18 protein-coding genes and 1 riboswitch are annotated in these 16,231 nt (G+C 62.0%); of the genes, 12 read left to right on the top strand and 6 right to left on the bottom strand.

Features of this window, described 5'->3' with window-relative positions; genetic code table 11:
- Positions 1-52: 52 nt before the first annotated feature.
- Positions 53-150: riboswitch (S-adenosyl-L-homocysteine riboswitch) on the bottom strand.
- 243 nt (positions 151-393) lie between these two features.
- Positions 394-2,049 carry a methyl-accepting chemotaxis protein gene (locus VDP81_RS08985; protein ID WP_323012091.1) on the top strand — a complete coding sequence of 552 codons (1,656 nt, stop codon included), beginning with the start codon at positions 394-396 and terminating at the stop codon, positions 2,047-2,049.
- Between the two features lie 57 nt (positions 2,050-2,106).
- On the opposite strand, the gene metK is transcribed toward VDP81_RS08985, so the two are convergent.
- Positions 2,107-3,270 (bottom strand): methionine adenosyltransferase, encoded by a 1,164-nt coding sequence (metK, locus tag VDP81_RS08980; protein WP_323012090.1) that lies wholly within the window; start codon positions 3,268-3,270, stop codon positions 2,107-2,109.
- A gap of 228 nt (positions 3,271-3,498) precedes the next feature.
- On the opposite strand from metK, the gene VDP81_RS08975 reads away from it, so the two are divergent.
- The 5 genes from VDP81_RS08975 (at position 3,499) to xerC (ending at position 8,293) form a co-directional block, all read left to right on the top strand.
- Positions 3,499-4,356 (top strand): lysophospholipid acyltransferase family protein, encoded by an 858-nt coding sequence (locus VDP81_RS08975; protein ID WP_323012089.1) that lies wholly within the window; start codon positions 3,499-3,501, stop codon positions 4,354-4,356.
- 434 nt (positions 4,357-4,790) lie between these two features.
- A complete protein-coding gene (locus tag VDP81_RS08970; protein ID WP_322995994.1) occupies positions 4,791-5,681 on the top strand; it encodes a lysophospholipid acyltransferase family protein in 891 nt (296 codons plus the stop codon).
- Positions 5,682-5,691: 10 nt separating this feature from the next.
- Positions 5,692-6,573 (top strand): diaminopimelate epimerase, encoded by an 882-nt coding sequence (dapF, locus tag VDP81_RS08965; RefSeq protein WP_416233223.1) that lies wholly within the window; start codon positions 5,692-5,694, stop codon positions 6,571-6,573.
- Between the two features lie 66 nt (positions 6,574-6,639).
- Complete coding sequence (locus tag VDP81_RS08960) at positions 6,640-7,320, top strand: DUF484 family protein (RefSeq protein ID WP_323012088.1); 681 nt, start codon at positions 6,640-6,642, stop codon at positions 7,318-7,320.
- Positions 7,321-7,333: 13 nt separating this feature from the next.
- Positions 7,334-8,293, top strand: coding sequence for a tyrosine recombinase XerC (xerC, locus tag VDP81_RS08955; RefSeq protein ID WP_323012087.1), 960 nt, complete (start codon positions 7,334-7,336; stop codon positions 8,291-8,293).
- Between the two features lie 4 nt (positions 8,294-8,297).
- Here xerC and VDP81_RS08950 read toward each other — a convergent pair whose 3' ends face one another.
- The 4 genes from VDP81_RS08950 to VDP81_RS08935 are packed head-to-tail and all read right to left on the bottom strand — an operon-like array spanning position 8,298 to position 11,126.
- Positions 8,298-9,329, bottom strand: coding sequence for a metal ABC transporter solute-binding protein, Zn/Mn family (locus VDP81_RS08950; RefSeq protein ID WP_323012086.1), 1,032 nt, complete (start codon positions 9,327-9,329; stop codon positions 8,298-8,300).
- Positions 9,326-10,228, bottom strand: a complete 903-nt coding sequence (locus VDP81_RS08945; RefSeq protein WP_322996429.1) for a metal ABC transporter permease — start codon at positions 10,226-10,228, stop codon at positions 9,326-9,328. Before VDP81_RS08945 ends, VDP81_RS08950 begins: the two co-directional genes overlap by 4 nt.
- Entirely contained in the window at positions 10,228-10,998 is a 771-nt protein-coding gene (locus tag VDP81_RS08940; RefSeq protein WP_323012085.1) for an ABC transporter ATP-binding protein, read from the bottom strand. The genes VDP81_RS08945 and VDP81_RS08940 overlap by 1 nt, the downstream gene beginning before the upstream one ends.
- Positions 10,989-11,126, bottom strand: coding sequence for a hypothetical protein (locus tag VDP81_RS08935; protein WP_323012084.1), 138 nt, complete (start codon positions 11,124-11,126; stop codon positions 10,989-10,991). Before VDP81_RS08935 ends, VDP81_RS08940 begins: the two co-directional genes overlap by 10 nt.
- Positions 11,127-11,175: 49 nt before the next feature.
- Here VDP81_RS08935 and VDP81_RS08930 point away from each other — a divergent pair, with 49 nt between their 5' ends.
- From VDP81_RS08930 to hslU, 5 genes are all read left to right on the top strand, one after another.
- Positions 11,176-11,646, top strand: a complete 471-nt coding sequence (locus tag VDP81_RS08930) for a Fur family transcriptional regulator (protein ID WP_322995989.1) — start codon at positions 11,176-11,178, stop codon at positions 11,644-11,646.
- Between the two features lie 97 nt (positions 11,647-11,743).
- On the top strand, positions 11,744-12,844 hold the full coding sequence (locus VDP81_RS08925; RefSeq protein WP_323012083.1) for a GTP-binding protein: 1,101 nt from the start codon (positions 11,744-11,746) through the stop codon (positions 12,842-12,844).
- Positions 12,845-12,922: 78 nt separating this feature from the next.
- Positions 12,923-13,363 carry an RNA polymerase-binding protein DksA gene (dksA, locus tag VDP81_RS08920; RefSeq protein WP_322995987.1) on the top strand — a complete coding sequence of 147 codons (441 nt, stop codon included), beginning with the start codon at positions 12,923-12,925 and terminating at the stop codon, positions 13,361-13,363.
- A 76-nt stretch (positions 13,364-13,439) separates the two neighbouring features.
- Complete coding sequence (hslV, locus tag VDP81_RS08915; RefSeq protein ID WP_322995986.1) at positions 13,440-13,973, top strand: ATP-dependent protease subunit HslV; 534 nt, start codon at positions 13,440-13,442, stop codon at positions 13,971-13,973.
- Positions 13,974-13,981: 8 nt separating this feature from the next.
- Positions 13,982-15,313: an ATP-dependent protease ATPase subunit HslU gene (hslU, locus tag VDP81_RS08910; RefSeq protein WP_323012082.1), complete on the top strand. Its 1,332-nt coding sequence runs from the start codon at positions 13,982-13,984 to the stop codon at positions 15,311-15,313.
- A 1-nt stretch (position 15,314) separates the two neighbouring features.
- Here the strand turns inward: hslU and VDP81_RS08905 are convergent, their stop codons facing one another.
- Positions 15,315-15,620, bottom strand: coding sequence for a copper-binding protein (locus VDP81_RS08905; protein ID WP_322995984.1), 306 nt, complete (start codon positions 15,618-15,620; stop codon positions 15,315-15,317).
- 175 nt (positions 15,621-15,795) lie between these two features.
- On the opposite strand from VDP81_RS08905, the gene VDP81_RS08900 reads away from it, so the two are divergent.
- Positions 15,796-16,230: a GNAT family N-acetyltransferase gene (locus VDP81_RS08900; protein ID WP_416233247.1), complete on the top strand. Its 435-nt coding sequence runs from the start codon at positions 15,796-15,798 to the stop codon at positions 16,228-16,230.
- Position 16,231 lies beyond the last annotated feature (1 nt).

Genomic DNA, 16,231 nt, shown 5'->3' with positions numbered 1-16,231 from the left:
AGAGCCTGTGCTGACCGGAAAGCGATGGACGCCCACCCCTGTCCGCACAGGACAACGATGGGCGCCGTTCGTAAAGAAGGTTCCTGAGCCTGGCGGCCTGCTGAAGCGGCCCATGTGGCCGGCAGGGCCGGTGCAGCGCCCCTCAGGAAAGGAGGACTATTGTAACCCAGACAGGCAAGATCTCCCGCCCTGCTTCGGCTCCTGTTCATGGTTGGCTCGTGGATTGCCAAGATAACGAATAGACACGAAACGGTAATGTTGCATTGCAATAATTCGCCTGCGACCACGGGCGGCATCACCGCACCGATCAACCAGGACACGGACATCACGCGGCCATGAAAAAAACCCTCACTCTAAAGAAAGGTTTCATCTTTTTTTTTAATCATCCTGACGATGTTGTCACTGCTGGTGCTGGGCGCCCTGCAGCACCTCACCCAAAGTATTGATCACTTAAAATCCATCGAGTCCAAGCGCTACCAAGCCACGCAGTTTGCGACGGAGTACAAAAACCTGATCCAGGCGATGTCGCGGGACGTCATGGCCTTTGTCTCCAGCGAACAGCCCGAATTTCAGGAAAACTACCAACACTTGACGAATATTCTGCACGGACGGGCACCCGACCAAAATGGTGTGCAACGCCCCATGCTGGACCGATTCAGGCAACTGGACTTCACCGCTGAGGAAATGGCACGGCTGGAGTCCGCACATGCCCAGCTCGTTGAACTGGGCAAGACCGAGGTCAACGCCATCAACACCGCCAGCGGGCAACTGGACGACGGGCAGGGCGGCATCAAAGTGGCGCTGCCCAATGCCTTGCTGGCCAAGGTCATGATCTTTGGTCAGCAATATGCTCAAGCCTCGGCTGATATCGCACAGGCCATCGACGATTTCGACACCATGCAGGCTGGGCGCTACGCCCAATCGGTGGAGCAGGCCAGCCGAGACAACCGGCATGCCCACATTCTAGCGATAGCGGCAATCACCGCCTTGCTCGCCTGCAGCATGCTTGCCTTATGGCAGCTGTATTGCGCCATCAAACGCCCCCTGAACGAAGGCGTGCGCTTGGCACAGCGGCTTGCGCAAGGCGATTTGACTGCCCACACCACCGTCCTGCGCAGCGACGAGCTGGGGGAACTCCTGCTGGCCCTGAATGGCATCGGGCAAGGGCTGCACCGAACCGTCGAAGATGTGCGAGACCATGCTGGGCACATTGCCCAGGTTTCACACCAGATTTCCGACGGCAACCTGCGTCTGGCCAACAGCAGTAACGAACAAGCAAGCAAGCTGCAGCAAGCTGCCGCCTCAATGGAGGAATTGGCGGCAACGGTGGCGCAGAACGCCGCCAACGCAGAACGTTCCAAAACACTCGCCGCCGAAGCCGTCGCCGCCGCCAGAACCGGCGGCAGCACCGTCGGCCATGCCGTGGCGACCATGCACGAAGTGCGTCAGGGGTCCAGAAAAATCACCGACATCACCGACCTGATCAACACGATTGCCTTCCAGACCAATATCCTGGCCCTGAATGCCGCCGTAGAAGCGGCCCGCGCCGGCACCCACGGCAAGGGATTCGCCGTCGTCGCCGCCGAAGTTCGCAGCCTGGCACAGCGTTCTGCCGACGCAGCCAAAGACATCGAGCAACTGATCAAGCATTCGGTCGCCCAGCTGGATCACGGCGCCAGCTTGGTCGATGAAGCGGGCAGCAGCATCCACGCCATCATCCAATCCGTCAATCAGGTACAGACCATGGTCAATGAGATCGCCGATGCGTCGCTGGAACAGGCCAACGGCATCAATCAGGTCAGCCAGGCGGTCAGCCACCTGGATGTGATCACCCAGCAAAACCTGAGCTTGGTACAGCAGGCCACGCAAGCGACCGCCTTGCAACAGACTCAGTCACGCGCCCTGGTGGCGACCCTGAGTCGGTTCACGCTGAATGAACCGGCTGGTGACAGCACCGCGCCGCCTTATCCCGACACGACCACTCAGATAATCGCGGCGCCACGTCCCGCCATCGCGGGAACAGGCGAGCTGGCCCTGGCCTGGTCGTAGAAACGACAGCGCACCCTTACGGGTGCGCGGCGGCCCTAGGGGGGTCCAGCTAGTACATCAGGCAGCGGCCTTCAGTACCTGGACCTTGTCAGTAGCTTCCCAGCTGAATTCCGGTTCGCTGCGGCCAAAATGACCATAGGCGGCGGATTTTGTGTAGATAGGACGCAGCAGGTCCAGCATATTGATAATCCCCTTGGGGCGCAGATCAAAGTGCTCGCGCACCAGACGGGCGAGTTGATCGTCGGGAATCACGCCCGTGCCTTCGGTGTAGACCGTGATGTTGATGGGTTCGGCCACACCAATGGCGTAGCTGACCTGCACCTGGCACTGGCGGGCCAGGCCGGCGGCGACAATGTTCTTGGCCACATAGCGCGCGGCATAGGCGGCGGAACGGTCGACCTTGGAGGGGTCCTTGCCGGAGAACGCGCCGCCGCCATGCGGGCAGGCCCCGCCGTAGGTGTCGACGATGATCTTGCGCCCGGTCAGGCCGCAATCGCCCTGCGGGCCGCCGATGACGAACTTGCCCGTAGGGTTGATCAGGAACTTGGTCTTGTCGGTCAGCAGGCCGTCGGCGAACACCGGGCGAATGATGTGCTCAATCGCGGCGTCGCGAATATCCGCCTGTGAAATATCCGGATGGTGCTGAGTGGACAGCACGACGGTATCGACCTCGGCGGGCTTGCCGTCCAGGTAGCGGAAGGTGACCTGGGATTTGGCGTCCGGACGCAGCCAAGGCAGGCGACCGTCCTTGCGGAGTTCGGCCTGACGCTGCATGATGCGATGGGCGTACCAGATCGGGGCAGGCATCAAGTCGGGGGTTTCGTCGCAGGCATAACCGAACATCAGGCCTTGGTCGCCCGCACCCTGGTTGAGGATTTCCTCGGGGTTGCGATCCACGCCCTGGGCGATATCCGGGGATTGCTTGTCGTAGGCCACCAGCACGGCGCAGCCCTTGTAGTCGATCCCATAATCGGTGTTGTCGTAGCCAATGCGACGGATGGTGTCGCGGGCCACCTGGATGTAATCGACATTGGCGCGCGAAGTGATTTCGCCCGCCAGCACGACCAGCCCGGTGTTGCAGAGGGTTTCGGCCGCGACCCGGGAATGCGGGTCTTGTTCGAGCAAGGCGTCGAGAATCGCATCAGAGATCTGATCGGCGACCTTGTCGGGGTGACCTTCGGAGACGGATTCCGAGGTAAAAAGAAAATCGTTGTTTGCCACAGCGATACGTCCTGTATGAACACCGGAATGCCCGGTGTGAGGTTGAACGAAACGCGTTGCACCTCTGGATGTATCGGGGCGCGACGCTTTAGCGGTTTAGACCGCACCAGAACCGGCGCGGGGATCGCTCCGCAAGTTGTCGGTTAACTCAGCGATCCCATCAATTTTAAGCGAAAATACCCCCGTCTCGCACAGAATACCTAAACCAACAGGGATATTGCCCCCCTCATGCTTTTGTTTCTTGTTCGTTCCCTGGCTTTTCTGCCACTGTCCTGGCTACAGGCAACGGGCCGCCTGATCGGTTTGGCTGTTTATCTGTTTCCGGGCCGCTATCGGCACCGGCTGCAGGCCAATGCCCGCCGCGCAGGCTATGACAGCCCCGCGTTTTACCGCCGGGCAGCCGCACAGTCCGGCGCCATGATTGGCGAAATCCCCAAGGTCTGGTGGCGCACCCGCCAATGTTTGGCCATCACGCACAGCGACCAGGAAGCCATTGTGCAATCCGCGCTGGCCGAGGGTCGAGGGGTGCTGTATCTGACCCCGCACCTGGGATGCTTCGAGATCACTGCCCGCCACCTGACCCAGCATGGCCCGCTGACCGTGATGTTTCGCCCCTCGCGCAGCCCCCGCCTGGACCCCATCGTGGAGTCTGCCCGCGACATGCACAATCTGCGCGCCGTCCCCGCCAACCGCCAAGGAGTACGCGATTTTGTCCGTGCGCTGAAGCGCGGCGAGGCGGTCGGCATGCTGCCCGACCAGGTCCCGCGCGAAGGCGATGGCCTATGGCTGCCTTTTTTCGGCGCATACGCCCTGACCATGACGCTGGCGGCCCGCCTGGCCTTGCAGACCGGCGTTGCCGTGATTTTGACAGCTGGCGAGCGCCTGCCAGGCGGCAAAGGTTGGCGCATCCACTATCTGCGCCTGCCCGAACCGCTGCCCGACACGCCCGAGGCCCTGGCCCTGGCCATCAATCAGGCGATGGAGACCTTGATTCGGCGATTTCCAGAGCAATATCTCTGGAGCTACAACCGTTACAAGGAACCGGATGATGCGCCGCCGCATCCGGACGAAAAAACGGGGGGGTGATTGCTGGCTTTATTGGGGTGATGGTGCTTTGTATTGCTGGTTCTTTTGTAATGCAGGTGCTTTGTGTTGCGGGTGCTTTGTGTTGCGGGTGCTTTTGGCAGGCTTCATCGTTGTTCGAGGGGGCTGGGGGGACAGGTCGCAATTTGGCGGCTACGCCGAGTATGTGGTGTTAGGCTCCACCAAACCCGGCGAAGCCGCCAAATTGCGACCTGTCCCGTTTCATGGCCAGTGCAACGATGAGGCCAACCACCACAGCCCCCGCATCAAAGAAAGCCCCTCATCAGAAAAACCCACTCCCTCAAAGAAAACCCACCGCCAGAATCCCCCCAAAGAAAGCCCACCATCGGCCTTCCCTCAGAAGAAGCCTGTCCCCTCAGAATACGCACTGAGAGATGCTTCATACAGAGCAGACGAAGGCCTACAATGCGCAAATCATGGCATTTGATAAAAAACCGCTGATCCGGGCGCTGTTGGGCTATTTTGGCCGCTGCCCCACGCCCACGCGGCTGCGCTGGGGCCGCGTGTTGGGCTGGCTGTTGCCACGCCTGCTGAGATCCCGTGCCCACATCGTGCGCGTCAACCTGGCGCTTTGTTTTCCGGAACTGTCGCAAAATCAGCGTAACGTCCTGGCGCAGCGCCATTTTCACTTGCTGGCCCAGTCTTTTGTGGATCGCGGCCTATGCTGGTTCGGCACCCAACAGCGCATCATGGACAGCGTGCTGCTCACCGGCGAGCAACACCTGCAGACCCTGTTGGAGCAAGGGCGCCGCATCATCATGTTTGCCCCGCACTTTATCGCCCTGGATGCCGCCGCCACCCGATTGACGCTGTTCCTGAAGGAATCCGCCACGCTCTACACCCGCCAGAGCGACGCCGATGTGGATGAAGTCGTGCGCCAGGGGCGCGGACGCTTCAATCAAGTGCATCTGATCAGCCGCCACGACGGCGTGCGCGGTTTGATCCGGCAGTTGCGCCGGGGCATCCCGGTTTATTATTTGCCAGACATGGATTTTGGTCGCCAGGGCAGCGCCTTTGTGCCTTTTTTCAATGTGCCGGCCGCTACCCTGCTGTCAGCCGCCCAAATTGCGGCCAATTGGGATGCCACCATCGTCCCGGTGATCAGTCGGCTGGACCCCGATACCGGTCAGTACCAGGTCACTATCGGCCCGCCGGTACAGGATTTCCCTGGGGACGATGACCCGATCAGCGCCACGGCGCGGCTGAATCACCTGATCGAGACCGAAATCCGGACGGACCCCGCCCAGTACTATTGGGTGCACCGCCGATTCAAGACCCGGCCCGAAGGGCAGGTCGGCTTTTATTAAAGACCACAGCATGCTCTGGAATTTCACCAAAATGCATGGCGCAGGCAACGATTTCGTTGTGCTGGACGGCGTGCGACAACCGATTACGCTGACGCCACAACGTGCACAGGCACTGGCCGATCGTCATTTTGGCATTGGCGCCGACCAGATTCTGCTGGTCGAAGACCCGCTGGACCCGGCCGCTGATTTTCGTTACCGGATCTTCAATGCCGACGGCAGCGAAGTCGAGCACTGCGGCAACGGAGCGCGCTGCTTTGTGCGTTTTGTACACGAACACGGCCTGTCCCGACGCAATCCCCTGCGCGCTGAAATCGCCACCGGCCTGATCGTGCTGCACGAGTCCCCGGACGGCCAGGTAGCCGTCGATATGGGCAGCACCGGATTTACCCCACAGCAACTGGATTTCGACGCCGACAACCTGGCCACACGTCCGGTGGGCCAAGACACCCAGTACGCACTGGACCTGGGCGACGACACGCATTGGTTCTCAATCGCGGCGATCTCCAATCCACATGCGGTGCTCCAGGTTGAGCAGTTGGACGATTATCCGGTCAATCGCATCGGCCCCGCCCTCGAGCGCCATCCGCGCTTTCGCCAGCGCGTGAATGTCGGGTTCATGCAGATCATGACGCGCCACGCGATTCGCCTGCGGGTCTACGAGCGCGGCGCGGGTGAAACCCTGGCCTGCGGCACAGGCGCCTGCGCCGCCGCCATCGTCGGGATTCGCCAGGGTCTGCTGGACAGCCCGGTGCAGGTCCAGACCCGTGGCGGACTTCTGCAGATCAGTTGGGACGGGCAATCCCTGCGCATGCAGGGTCCGGCCACCACGGTTTTTCAAGGCCAGGTCGACATCGACGCCCTGGTCGCACACACACTGGAAAACAAGGGATAAGCCTATGTTTTCTTCCGCCACACCAGCCGCGCACACCCGGCTGCATTGCCCAGAAGGAATCACACCATGAGCCCAGACGCCCTCACCCCCCAGGCGGTGGCCGGCTTTCTCAGCCAGAATCCTCAGTTTTTCGAGGATCACGCCGAGGTATTCGCCACGCTCAGCGTGCCTCACCCCCATCAGGGTCGGGCGATTTCTCTAGGCGAGCGCCAGATCATGACGCTGCGCAACCGCATCAAGGAACACGAGCATCGGCTGATGCAACTGCTGCAACACGCGGGCGGCAACGAACGCATCAGCCAGTCGCTGATGCACTGGTGCGCCCGCATGCTGGCCGAGCCGGATGCCAGCCAGATCCCCGGCCACATCATTCGCAGTCTGGGCGATCAGTTCGATCTGGATGCAGTTGCCCTGCGGGTCTGGGGCCTGGATATGCTGCAGGACAGTGAATTCGCCCAGGATGTGAGCCCGGAGATCCGCCAGTATGCCGCCGACCTGAACCAGCCTTACTGCGGCCCCCTGAAGGGCCAGGAAGCTGCCGCCTGGCTGGCCATCGAACCCGTTTCGCTGGCAATATTGCCGCTGCGCACGCTGCATGACCCCGCTCCCATTGGCCTGCTGGTGCTAGGGTCGGCCGACACGCAACGCTATACCAGCGACATGGCTACCGACTTTCTGGCCCAGATCGCCGCCCTGGCGGGGGCGGCCCTGGGGCGGCTGGCCCAGCGCACGCCCCAGGTTGCCTGACGCGGTCGGCCTCATGTCGGCTGACGACACGCAACGGATCGAAGACTGGCTGGCCAAGCTCAGCATCCAGCAGCGTTATTCGGACCACACCATCGCGGCGTATCGGCACGACCTGCATGCCTTGCAGGCCTGTTTTGCCGATACGCCGCTGGACGCGCTGCAAGAACATCAGATCCGCCAAGCCATCGGTCAGCTGCATGCCCGCGGCCAACAGGCGCGCAGTCTGGCCCGTACACTGTCGGCCTGGCGCAGCTATTTTGAATGGCGCGCCCCGGACGCCCAACTGTCGCGCAATCCGGCCCAGGGGGTGCGCGCACCGCGCATCCCCCACAGCCTGCCCAAAGCCTTGTCGGTGGACCAGGCCCAGGCCCTGCTGGATCGCACGCAACTGCCCCCGGCCCAGACGCCCGTTGAAAAACGCGATATGGCGATGTTCGAACTGCTGTATGCCTGCGGCCTGCGCGTGTCCGAACTGGTGGGGCTGGATTGCCAACCCCTGCGACAAGGCGGCTATCAGTCTCATAGCTGGATAGACCTGCAGGAAAATGAAGTGATTGTGCGCGGCAAAGGCAGCAAGACCCGGGCCGTGCCAATGGGCCACTTGGCGCATCAGGCCCTGCAGGCCTGGCTGGACGTGCGATCAGAGTTTTTGCCCGCCCAGCCCGATGCCGACACCCAGGCGGCTTTGTTTCTGGGGACCAGACGCCACCAGCGCATCACGCCCCGGGTGGTGCAGCTGCAGTTGCAGTCCCTGGCGCAGGCGGCCGGCCTGCCGTTGCATGTACACCCACACAGCTTGCGGCACAGTTTTGCAAGCCACTTGCTGCAGTCCGCCCAAGACCTGCGCGCCGTGCAGGAATTGCTGGGGCACGCCAATATCGCGACCACCCAGATCTACACCCGGCTGGACTTCCAGCATCTGGCCGCCAGCTACGATCAGGCCCACCCGCGGGCCAAACGTAAAAAAACCTGAACGATCACGACTCGGGTTCTTTGCCCATCATGGCCTGCAGCATCTGTTGGGCATTCCAGCGGAACATGCCCAGATAGCTGTCGGCTGGTTGGCCGGGCCGATCCAGGGTATCGGCAAACAAGGTCCCACCCAGCGCCACCCCGGCCTCATCGGCCAGTTGCTGCAAGGCGCGTGAGCTGCTGCCTTGCTCCAGAAAAATAGCCCGCACATGCAGGCTGCGAATCTGCTGCAGCAGATCGGCCATGGCGCGCGCCGAGGGTTCCGCCTCGGTGGACACCCCCACCAGAGACAGAATGCGGATGCCATAGGCATCCCCCAGATAGCCAAAAGCATCGTGCGTCGTGGCCAGCACCCGCTGATCCGCCGGGATGCGCGCCAACTGGCCGCGCCACTGGGCATCCGCCTTGCGCAATTGGCGAATCAGGGCATCGGCCCGCGCAAAATATGCGGAGGCATGCGCAGGATCGGCCTGTGCCAGGCCTTGGGCGATATTTTGCACATACTGCACGCCATTGGCCAGAGATTGCCAGGCATGTGGGTCGACGCTGCCTGCCGGGTGCGCACCGGACGCATCGATAGGCCTGCCATCCTGTTGATCCTGATCATCATGGGCCACCCCCAGCCGGCGCGGCACCACGCCCTGCGACGCAAGCACAGTATCCCCCCGAAAGCCGGAGGCCTCCAGCAGGCGCGGCAGCCAGGCCTCGAAACCCAGGCCGTTGACCACCAGCACCTGGGCCGCCCCCAATGCCTGGGCATCGCGCGGGCCTGGTTCGAAGGCATGGGCATCGCGCAAGGGCCCGACCAGCACGTCCAGGCGGATATCCTCCCCGCCGACCTCGCGCACCAGGTCGGCGAGTATCGAAAACGAAGCCACGACGCGCAGCGGCGCAGCAGGAGGCGTGGACTGCGCCGATATGGCCTCCTGCAGCACAGCAGGCTGCGACGACTGCGCCTGCGCGGGCAGCGTCAGGGTAAACAGCAAAGCCAGCAGCAGCCCCACCAAGGGGGAACCGATTGAAATCCTAAACTTCATCGCGCTTTCTCCAGGGATTGCGATAGTTGAGTCCGCCGCGCACGCGACCGGCGCAGGGCCTGCAGCAGCCCGCCATGGGGCCCCAGCCCCACCGAGACAAAATGCACGACTCCGGCAGCCAAAATAATGGAAGGCGAAGCCGCCAGATCCAGGTAGTACGACATCAACAGCCCGGCATAAGAGGCCAGTGCCCCCAGAATCGCCGCCAGCACCATCTGCCCGCCCACCGACCGGACCCAGAAGCGTGCCGCCGTGGCCGGCAACATCATGATGCCCACCACCATCAGCGTCCCCAGCACCTGAAATCCCGCCACCAGATTCAGCACCAGCAGCAGCAGGAAACCCATATGCGCCCAGGCGCCTGCACGGCCCTCGGCCCGCAGGAACAAAGGGTCCAGGCATTCGGCCACCAGCACCCGGAACATGGCCGCCAGGGTCAACAAGGTAATGCTGCTGACCAACGTGACCAGCACCAGTGCCGCAGAGCTGAGGCCCAGCACCGTGCCAAACAGCACGTGCATCAGGTCCAGATTCGTCCCTTTGAGCGAAACCAGCAACACCCCCAGCCCCAAGGACACCAGGTAAAAGGCCGCAAAGCTGGCATCTTCGCGCAGCGGGGTCAGGCGCGACACCAGGCCCGCCAACAAGGCCACGATGATGCCCGTCAGCAGCCCGCCGATGGTCATGGCCGTCATGGACAGCCCCGCCGTCAGAAAACCGACCGCCACCCCCGGCAAGATGGCATGCGCCATGGCATCACCCATCAGGCTCAAGCGCCGCAGCACCAGAAACACCCCCAGCGGCCCGGCGGCAAACGCCAAGGCCCAGGACCCCGCCAAGGCCCGGCGCATGAAGCCGAAATCAATGAACGGCTGCACCAGAAAGTCCCATAGCCCCATCATGCCATCCCCCCCACGCACAAGTGGCGGGCCAAATGCAGGTTGGCAGGACTGAGTACGCGATCCGTCGGCCCCCAGTCCACCACCTGCCCCCCGAGCAGCAAGGCTTCCGGAAAATGCTGGCGCACCATGTCCAGATCGTGCAGCACCGCCACGATGGTGCGCCCCTGGCCATGCCACGCATGCAGCAAAGCCAACAAATCATCCGTGGTGGCACGGTCCACGGCGGCAAATGGCTCGTCCAGGAGAATCACCTGCGCATCGCGCAGCATCAACCGGGCAAACAAAGCCCGTTGCAGTTGCCCCCCCGACAAGGTATCCACGGGCTGACGGCCGAACCCGGCCAGGCCCACGGCCTCCAGTGCGGCCTCGACAGCCTCCAGGCCAGCGGCGTCCATGCCGCGCCAGGCGCCCAGATGGTGCCAGGCCCCCAGGGCAACCAGGTCGAACGTGCTGATGGGAAAGCTGAGATCCAGCTCGGCCGACTGCGGCAGGCACACCAGGCTGCGCGCCAGATCCGGGCGGATGCACACCTGCCCCCGCAGGGGACTGAGCCGCCCTTCCAGGGATTTCAGCAAGGTGGATTTACCCGCCCCGTTCGGCCCCACCAGCGCGGTCAGCGACCCTTGCGTGAAATGGCCGCTGACATCGCGCAAAGCAATGCGGTCGTGCCAGCCCAACCAGACCTGCCGCAGCTCGATGGCAGGTGCAACACCGGATTGCTGGCCAGCACCCGACTGCCCTGCGGATGCCGCCCCCCCTACCACCATTGCAAAGCCCAGCCGGTCAGCAGCCACAAAAGCAGCACGACCACGGCCGCACGCCGCATGCGCTGGGCCGCCGACAACAATAAGGAAGATCCCCGATAACGATCGGAGCGAGGGGAAAATGGCGGCATGGAGGCCTGTATGCGCGAAAAAGAATTGTTATGTTATAACATAACCATCATGACAGCCCATACACATTGTGCGACGGCCATCTCCCGACAACTGCAAACGGCCCAGGCCCTGTGCGAACAGCGCGGTATCCGCCTGACCCCTTTGCGTCAGTTGGTCCTGGAGACCCTGCTGCGCCACCCCGGCAGCATGAAGGCCTACGAACTACTGGATGCGCTACGCGTCGCCCAGCCCGGTGCCGCGCCGCCCACGGTCTACCGCGCCCTGGATTTTCTGACCGAACAAGGCCTGATCCACCGCCTGGATGCCATCAGCGCCTGGAGCGCCTGCAGCGACGCAGGGGGCGAACCCCACGACCTGCTGATCGTCTGCACCCGCTGCGGCAGTGTGGCTGAACTCAGCGACCCCGATCTTAGTCAGCGCCTGGCGGATTGCGTGGCCCAGGCGGGCTTTACCCTGGCCGGCCACGAAACCGAGCTGCGCGCCATCTGCACGCGGTGCCAAGCGACAAGTTTGCCCTAAACCCCGGCCTATGATGTAATCGCATGCTGTCTCTTTTCTATTTGGCAAGTACCAAGCGCAATAGACCACAGAGACAGCACACCCAGAGGTCTTATCCATGAATGCCGCAAACCAAGACAAATCCATTGACTCCATGATCCCCGTCACTGTCCTGACCGGATTTCTGGGGGCGGGTAAAACCACCTTGCTGCGCCGCATCCTGACCGAATTCCACGGCCAGCGCATCGCCGTCATCGAGAACGAATTCGGCGAAGAAAACATCGATAATGACGTGCTGGTACAAGACCGCGACGAACAGATCATCGAACTCTCGAACGGCTGCGTCTGCTGCACCGTGCGCGGCGACCTGATCCGCACCCTGAACGACCTGGCCAGCCGTCGGCAGGCCGGCGCCATCCAGTTCGACCGCGTCATCATCGAGACCACCGGCATGGCCAACCCCGGCCCAGTGTGCCAGACCTTCTTCATGGATGACGACATCGCCGAGGCCTACCGGCTGGACGCCGTCATCACGGTGGTGGATGCCAAACACGGTATGGCCACCCTGGATCGCCAGGAAGAAGCCCAGCGCCAGGTAGGCTTTGCCGACCGCATCCTGATCTCCAAAAAAGACCTGGTCAACGAGGCCGACTACGAAGCCCTGCGCTCGCGGCTGATTCATATCAACCCCCGCGCCTCGATTACGTCCGTGCATTTCGGCGAGACCGACCTGAACACCCTGCTGGATGTCAGCGGCTTCGACCTGGATGCCATCCTCGATATCGACCCGGAATTTCTGGCCGACCAGGACGAGCACGCCCACGCGCACCATGACCACCACGATCATGAGCACGACGACGAAGACGGCCACCACGAATGCAGTCCCAGCTGCCATCACGATCACCATCACGCCCATCACAGCGACGAGATCGGCGCCTTCGTGTTCCGTTCCAATAAAGCTTTCGACCCGGAACGCCTGGAAGACTTTCTGGGTGGCATCGTCCAGGTCTACGGTCCGGACCTTCTACGCTACAAAGGCATCCTCTACATCAAAGGCATCAATCGCCGCATGATCTTCCAAGGTGTGCACATGATGATGGGCGCCGAACCCGGCAGCCCCTGGAAAGCCAGTGAAAAACCGAATACCCGACTGGTATTCATCGGCCGTAAACTGCCTCAAGACATCTTTACTCAGGGGCTCGAACAATGCCTGGCCTGACCACCGCCCACCCCGCACTGCCCCGCTGCATATACGGGATGCGGACGACCAGCCTCGGCACATAAAAAAGGACACAATATGGCTAGCAAATCCAGCACCAAACCATCGGCCAAGCCCCTGACAGAACAGGAACTGTTGGCAATGTCCGAACAGGACTACATGAACGATGCCCAGCTGGCCTTCTTTCGTGATCGCCTGCACCAGCTCGAACACGAAATCCTGACCAACGCAGGCGCCACCACCGAAAATCTGCGCGAAACCCAATACGTGCCTGACCCGGCCGACCGCGCCACCATCGAGGAAGAACACGCCCTGGAACTGCGTACCCGCGACCGCGAAAGAAAACTGCTGAAAAAAGTCCAGCAGTCCATCTCCCGCATCGACTCCGGCGAATACGGCTGGTGTGAAGAAACCGGCGAAGCCATTGGTGTGGCCCGTCTGCTGGCCCGTCCCACCGCCACCCTATCCCTGGAAGCCCAGGAACGGCGTGAAATGCGCCAAAAGCTGTACGGGGATTAAACAAGAGGGGCATCAAGCCCCTCTTGTTTAATCCGGCTCCACCCCCATGTTCATGCTCTTGGACCAAGAGATCACCATGGAACAATTTCACGCTACCACCATTGTCTGCGTACGCCGCGGCAATGACGTCGCCCTAGGCGGCGACGGCCAGGTCACCCTGGGCAACATCATCATCAAGGGCACCGCCCGCAAAATCCGTCGCCTGTACCACGATAAAGTCCTGGCCGGCTTTGCCGGGGCCACTGCCGACGCCTTTACCCTGCAAGAACGCTTCGAGGCCAAGCTGGAAAAACACCAGGGCCACCTGATGCGCGCAGCCGTCGAGCTGACTCGAGACTGGCGCACTGACCGCGTGCTGCGCCGCCTGGAAGCCATGCTGATCGTGGCCGACCACGAACACACCCTGATTCTGACCGGCAACGGCGACGTGCTGGAACCAGAACACGGCATTGCCGCCATTGGGTCGGGCGGGGCCTATGCGCAGTCTGCTGCGCGCGCCCTGCTGGATGCCACCGACATGACGCCCGCCGAAATCGTCAAAAAATCCCTGGAAATCGCCGGGGAACTGTGCATCTACACCAATCTGAACCACACCGTCGAAACGCTATAAGGCCTGCCATGTCTGCCACCCCCATGACTCCAAAAGAAATTGTGTCGGAACTGGACAAGCACATTGTCGGCCAAGACAAGGCCAAGCGTTCCGTCGCCGTGGCCTTGCGCAACCGCTGGCGCCGCCAGCAGGTGGCCGAGCCCCTGCGCCATGAGATCGTCCCCAAGAACATCCTGATGATCGGCCCCACCGGCGTGGGCAAGACCGAAATCGCCCGCCGCCTGGCGCGCCTGGCGCATGCGCCCTTCATCAAGATCGAGGCCACGAAATTCACTGAAGTCGGCTATGTGGGCCGCGATGTGGATACCATTGTGCGCGATCTGGTCGAAGTCGCCGTCAAGCAAACCCGGGAAACCGAAATGCGCCGGGTCCGCACCCAGGCCGAGGACGCAGCCGAAGACCGCATCCTGGATGTGTTGCTGCCCCCGCCGCGCAACGCCCACGGAGAACCCGAGCGCGAGGAAAACGACACGCGCCAAAAATTCCGCAAGCGCCTGCGCGAAGGCCGACTGGACGACACCATGATCGACATCGAGATCGCCCAGGCCCCGGCCCACATGGAAATCATGGCCCCTCCCGGCATGGAGGAAATGACCGAGCAACTGCGCGGCATGTTCGCCGGCCTGTCCCAGGGCAAAACAAAATCCCGCAAGCTGTCCGTCAAGGAAGCCTTTCGCCTGCTGTGCGAAGAAGAAGCCGCCCGCCGCGTCAACGAAGACGATTTGCGCACCCAGGCAGTCACGCTGGTCGAGCAGCATGGCATTGTGTTTCTGGACGAAATCGACAAAATCGCCACCCGCCAGGAAACCGGCGGATCGGACGTATCGCGCCAGGGGGTGCAGCGCGATCTGCTGCCGTTGGTCGAAGGCACCACCGTCAACACAAAATACGGTATGGTCCGGACCGACCACATCCTGTTCATTGCTTCCGGCGCTTTTCACCTGTCGCGGCCTTCAGATCTGATCCCCGAACTACAGGGCCGGTTCCCCATCCGGGTCGAACTCGATTCCCTGAGCACTGAGGACTTCGTGCACATCCTCAGTTCGACGGATGCCTCGCTGACCAAGCAATACTGCGCCTTGATGGCCACCGAGGATGTGATCCTGGACTTCACCGACAGCGGCATCCGCCGCCTGGCCGAGCTGGCCTTCGAAGTCAACGAACGCAACGAGAACATCGGCGCCCGACGGCTGTATACCATCATGGAAAAACTGCTGGAAGACCTGTCGTTCGATGCGTCGAACCCTGGCGAGCAAGCCGTGGTCATCGACACCGACTATGTCAACGAAAAACTCGCGGAAACCGTCGGCAGCCAGGATCTGGCCCGCTACGTGCTGTAATTCATTGCTTTTTCAGGGCCACGATCTGGTACTGATTGTTGGCCCGCTGGGCCGTAAACGTCACCTGGTCGCCCACGGCGATACCAACCAGCAAAGCCGGGTCCAGGTGATACACCAGCGTCATGGCAGGCAGGTCGAGCTTGGAAATAGACCCATGGCGGATAGCGATCTTGCCCTCGGCGGGCGTCAGGCGCACAACCTGCCCGCTGGCCTGCGCCTGCACGGGCATTTCCTGCGCCACCACCGACGCAGGCAATGCCACCGCCGCCAGCACCAGCGCAGCCCCCTGATAGGCATGAAAACGCATGCGATACACTCCTGTCTGATTCTTATCCAGCATCCTGCCCGACAAGCGGGGCCGAGAATGCCATCATCGTCACTGTCCAGCATAACGCGAAATCGAGTTCATCTTGCCTATCCCCATCTCTGGTTACACCCTAAGACCCGCCACGGAATCTGACATCCCCGCCATCCACGATCTGATGATGGAAATGGCGGTCTTTGAAAAATTGACCGATATATTCAAGGCCAGCCACGCCAGCCTGCAGGCCAGTTTTTTTGGCCCGCAACCTGCGGCGCACGCCTTGGTCATCACCACCGAAGCAGCGCCAGATACGCCCATCGCCTACATCATGTGGTTTCATAACTACTCCAGCTTTCTGGACCGCCGTGGTCTCTATCTGGAGGACGTCTATATCTCGCCCGCGCACCGGGGTCGGGGCCTGGGCGGCTGGGTCTTGAAGCACCTGGCAGCCATGGCGGTGGAACTGGGCTGCGGCCGTTTTGAATGGGTGGTACTGGACTGGAACCAGAACGCCATCGACTTCTACAAACACCACGGCGCTGAGATCCTGGAGGATTGGCGCGTCGTGCGGATAACCGGCGATGCACTGCAACGCCTGGCTAGCCAAGACTGAC

Source organism: Castellaniella sp., from assembly GCF_034675845.1.
Classification (GTDB): domain Bacteria; phylum Pseudomonadota; class Gammaproteobacteria; order Burkholderiales; family Burkholderiaceae_B; genus Castellaniella.
Note: the sequence above shows the minus strand (reverse complement) of the source record. Positions and strands in the feature narration are given on the sequence as shown.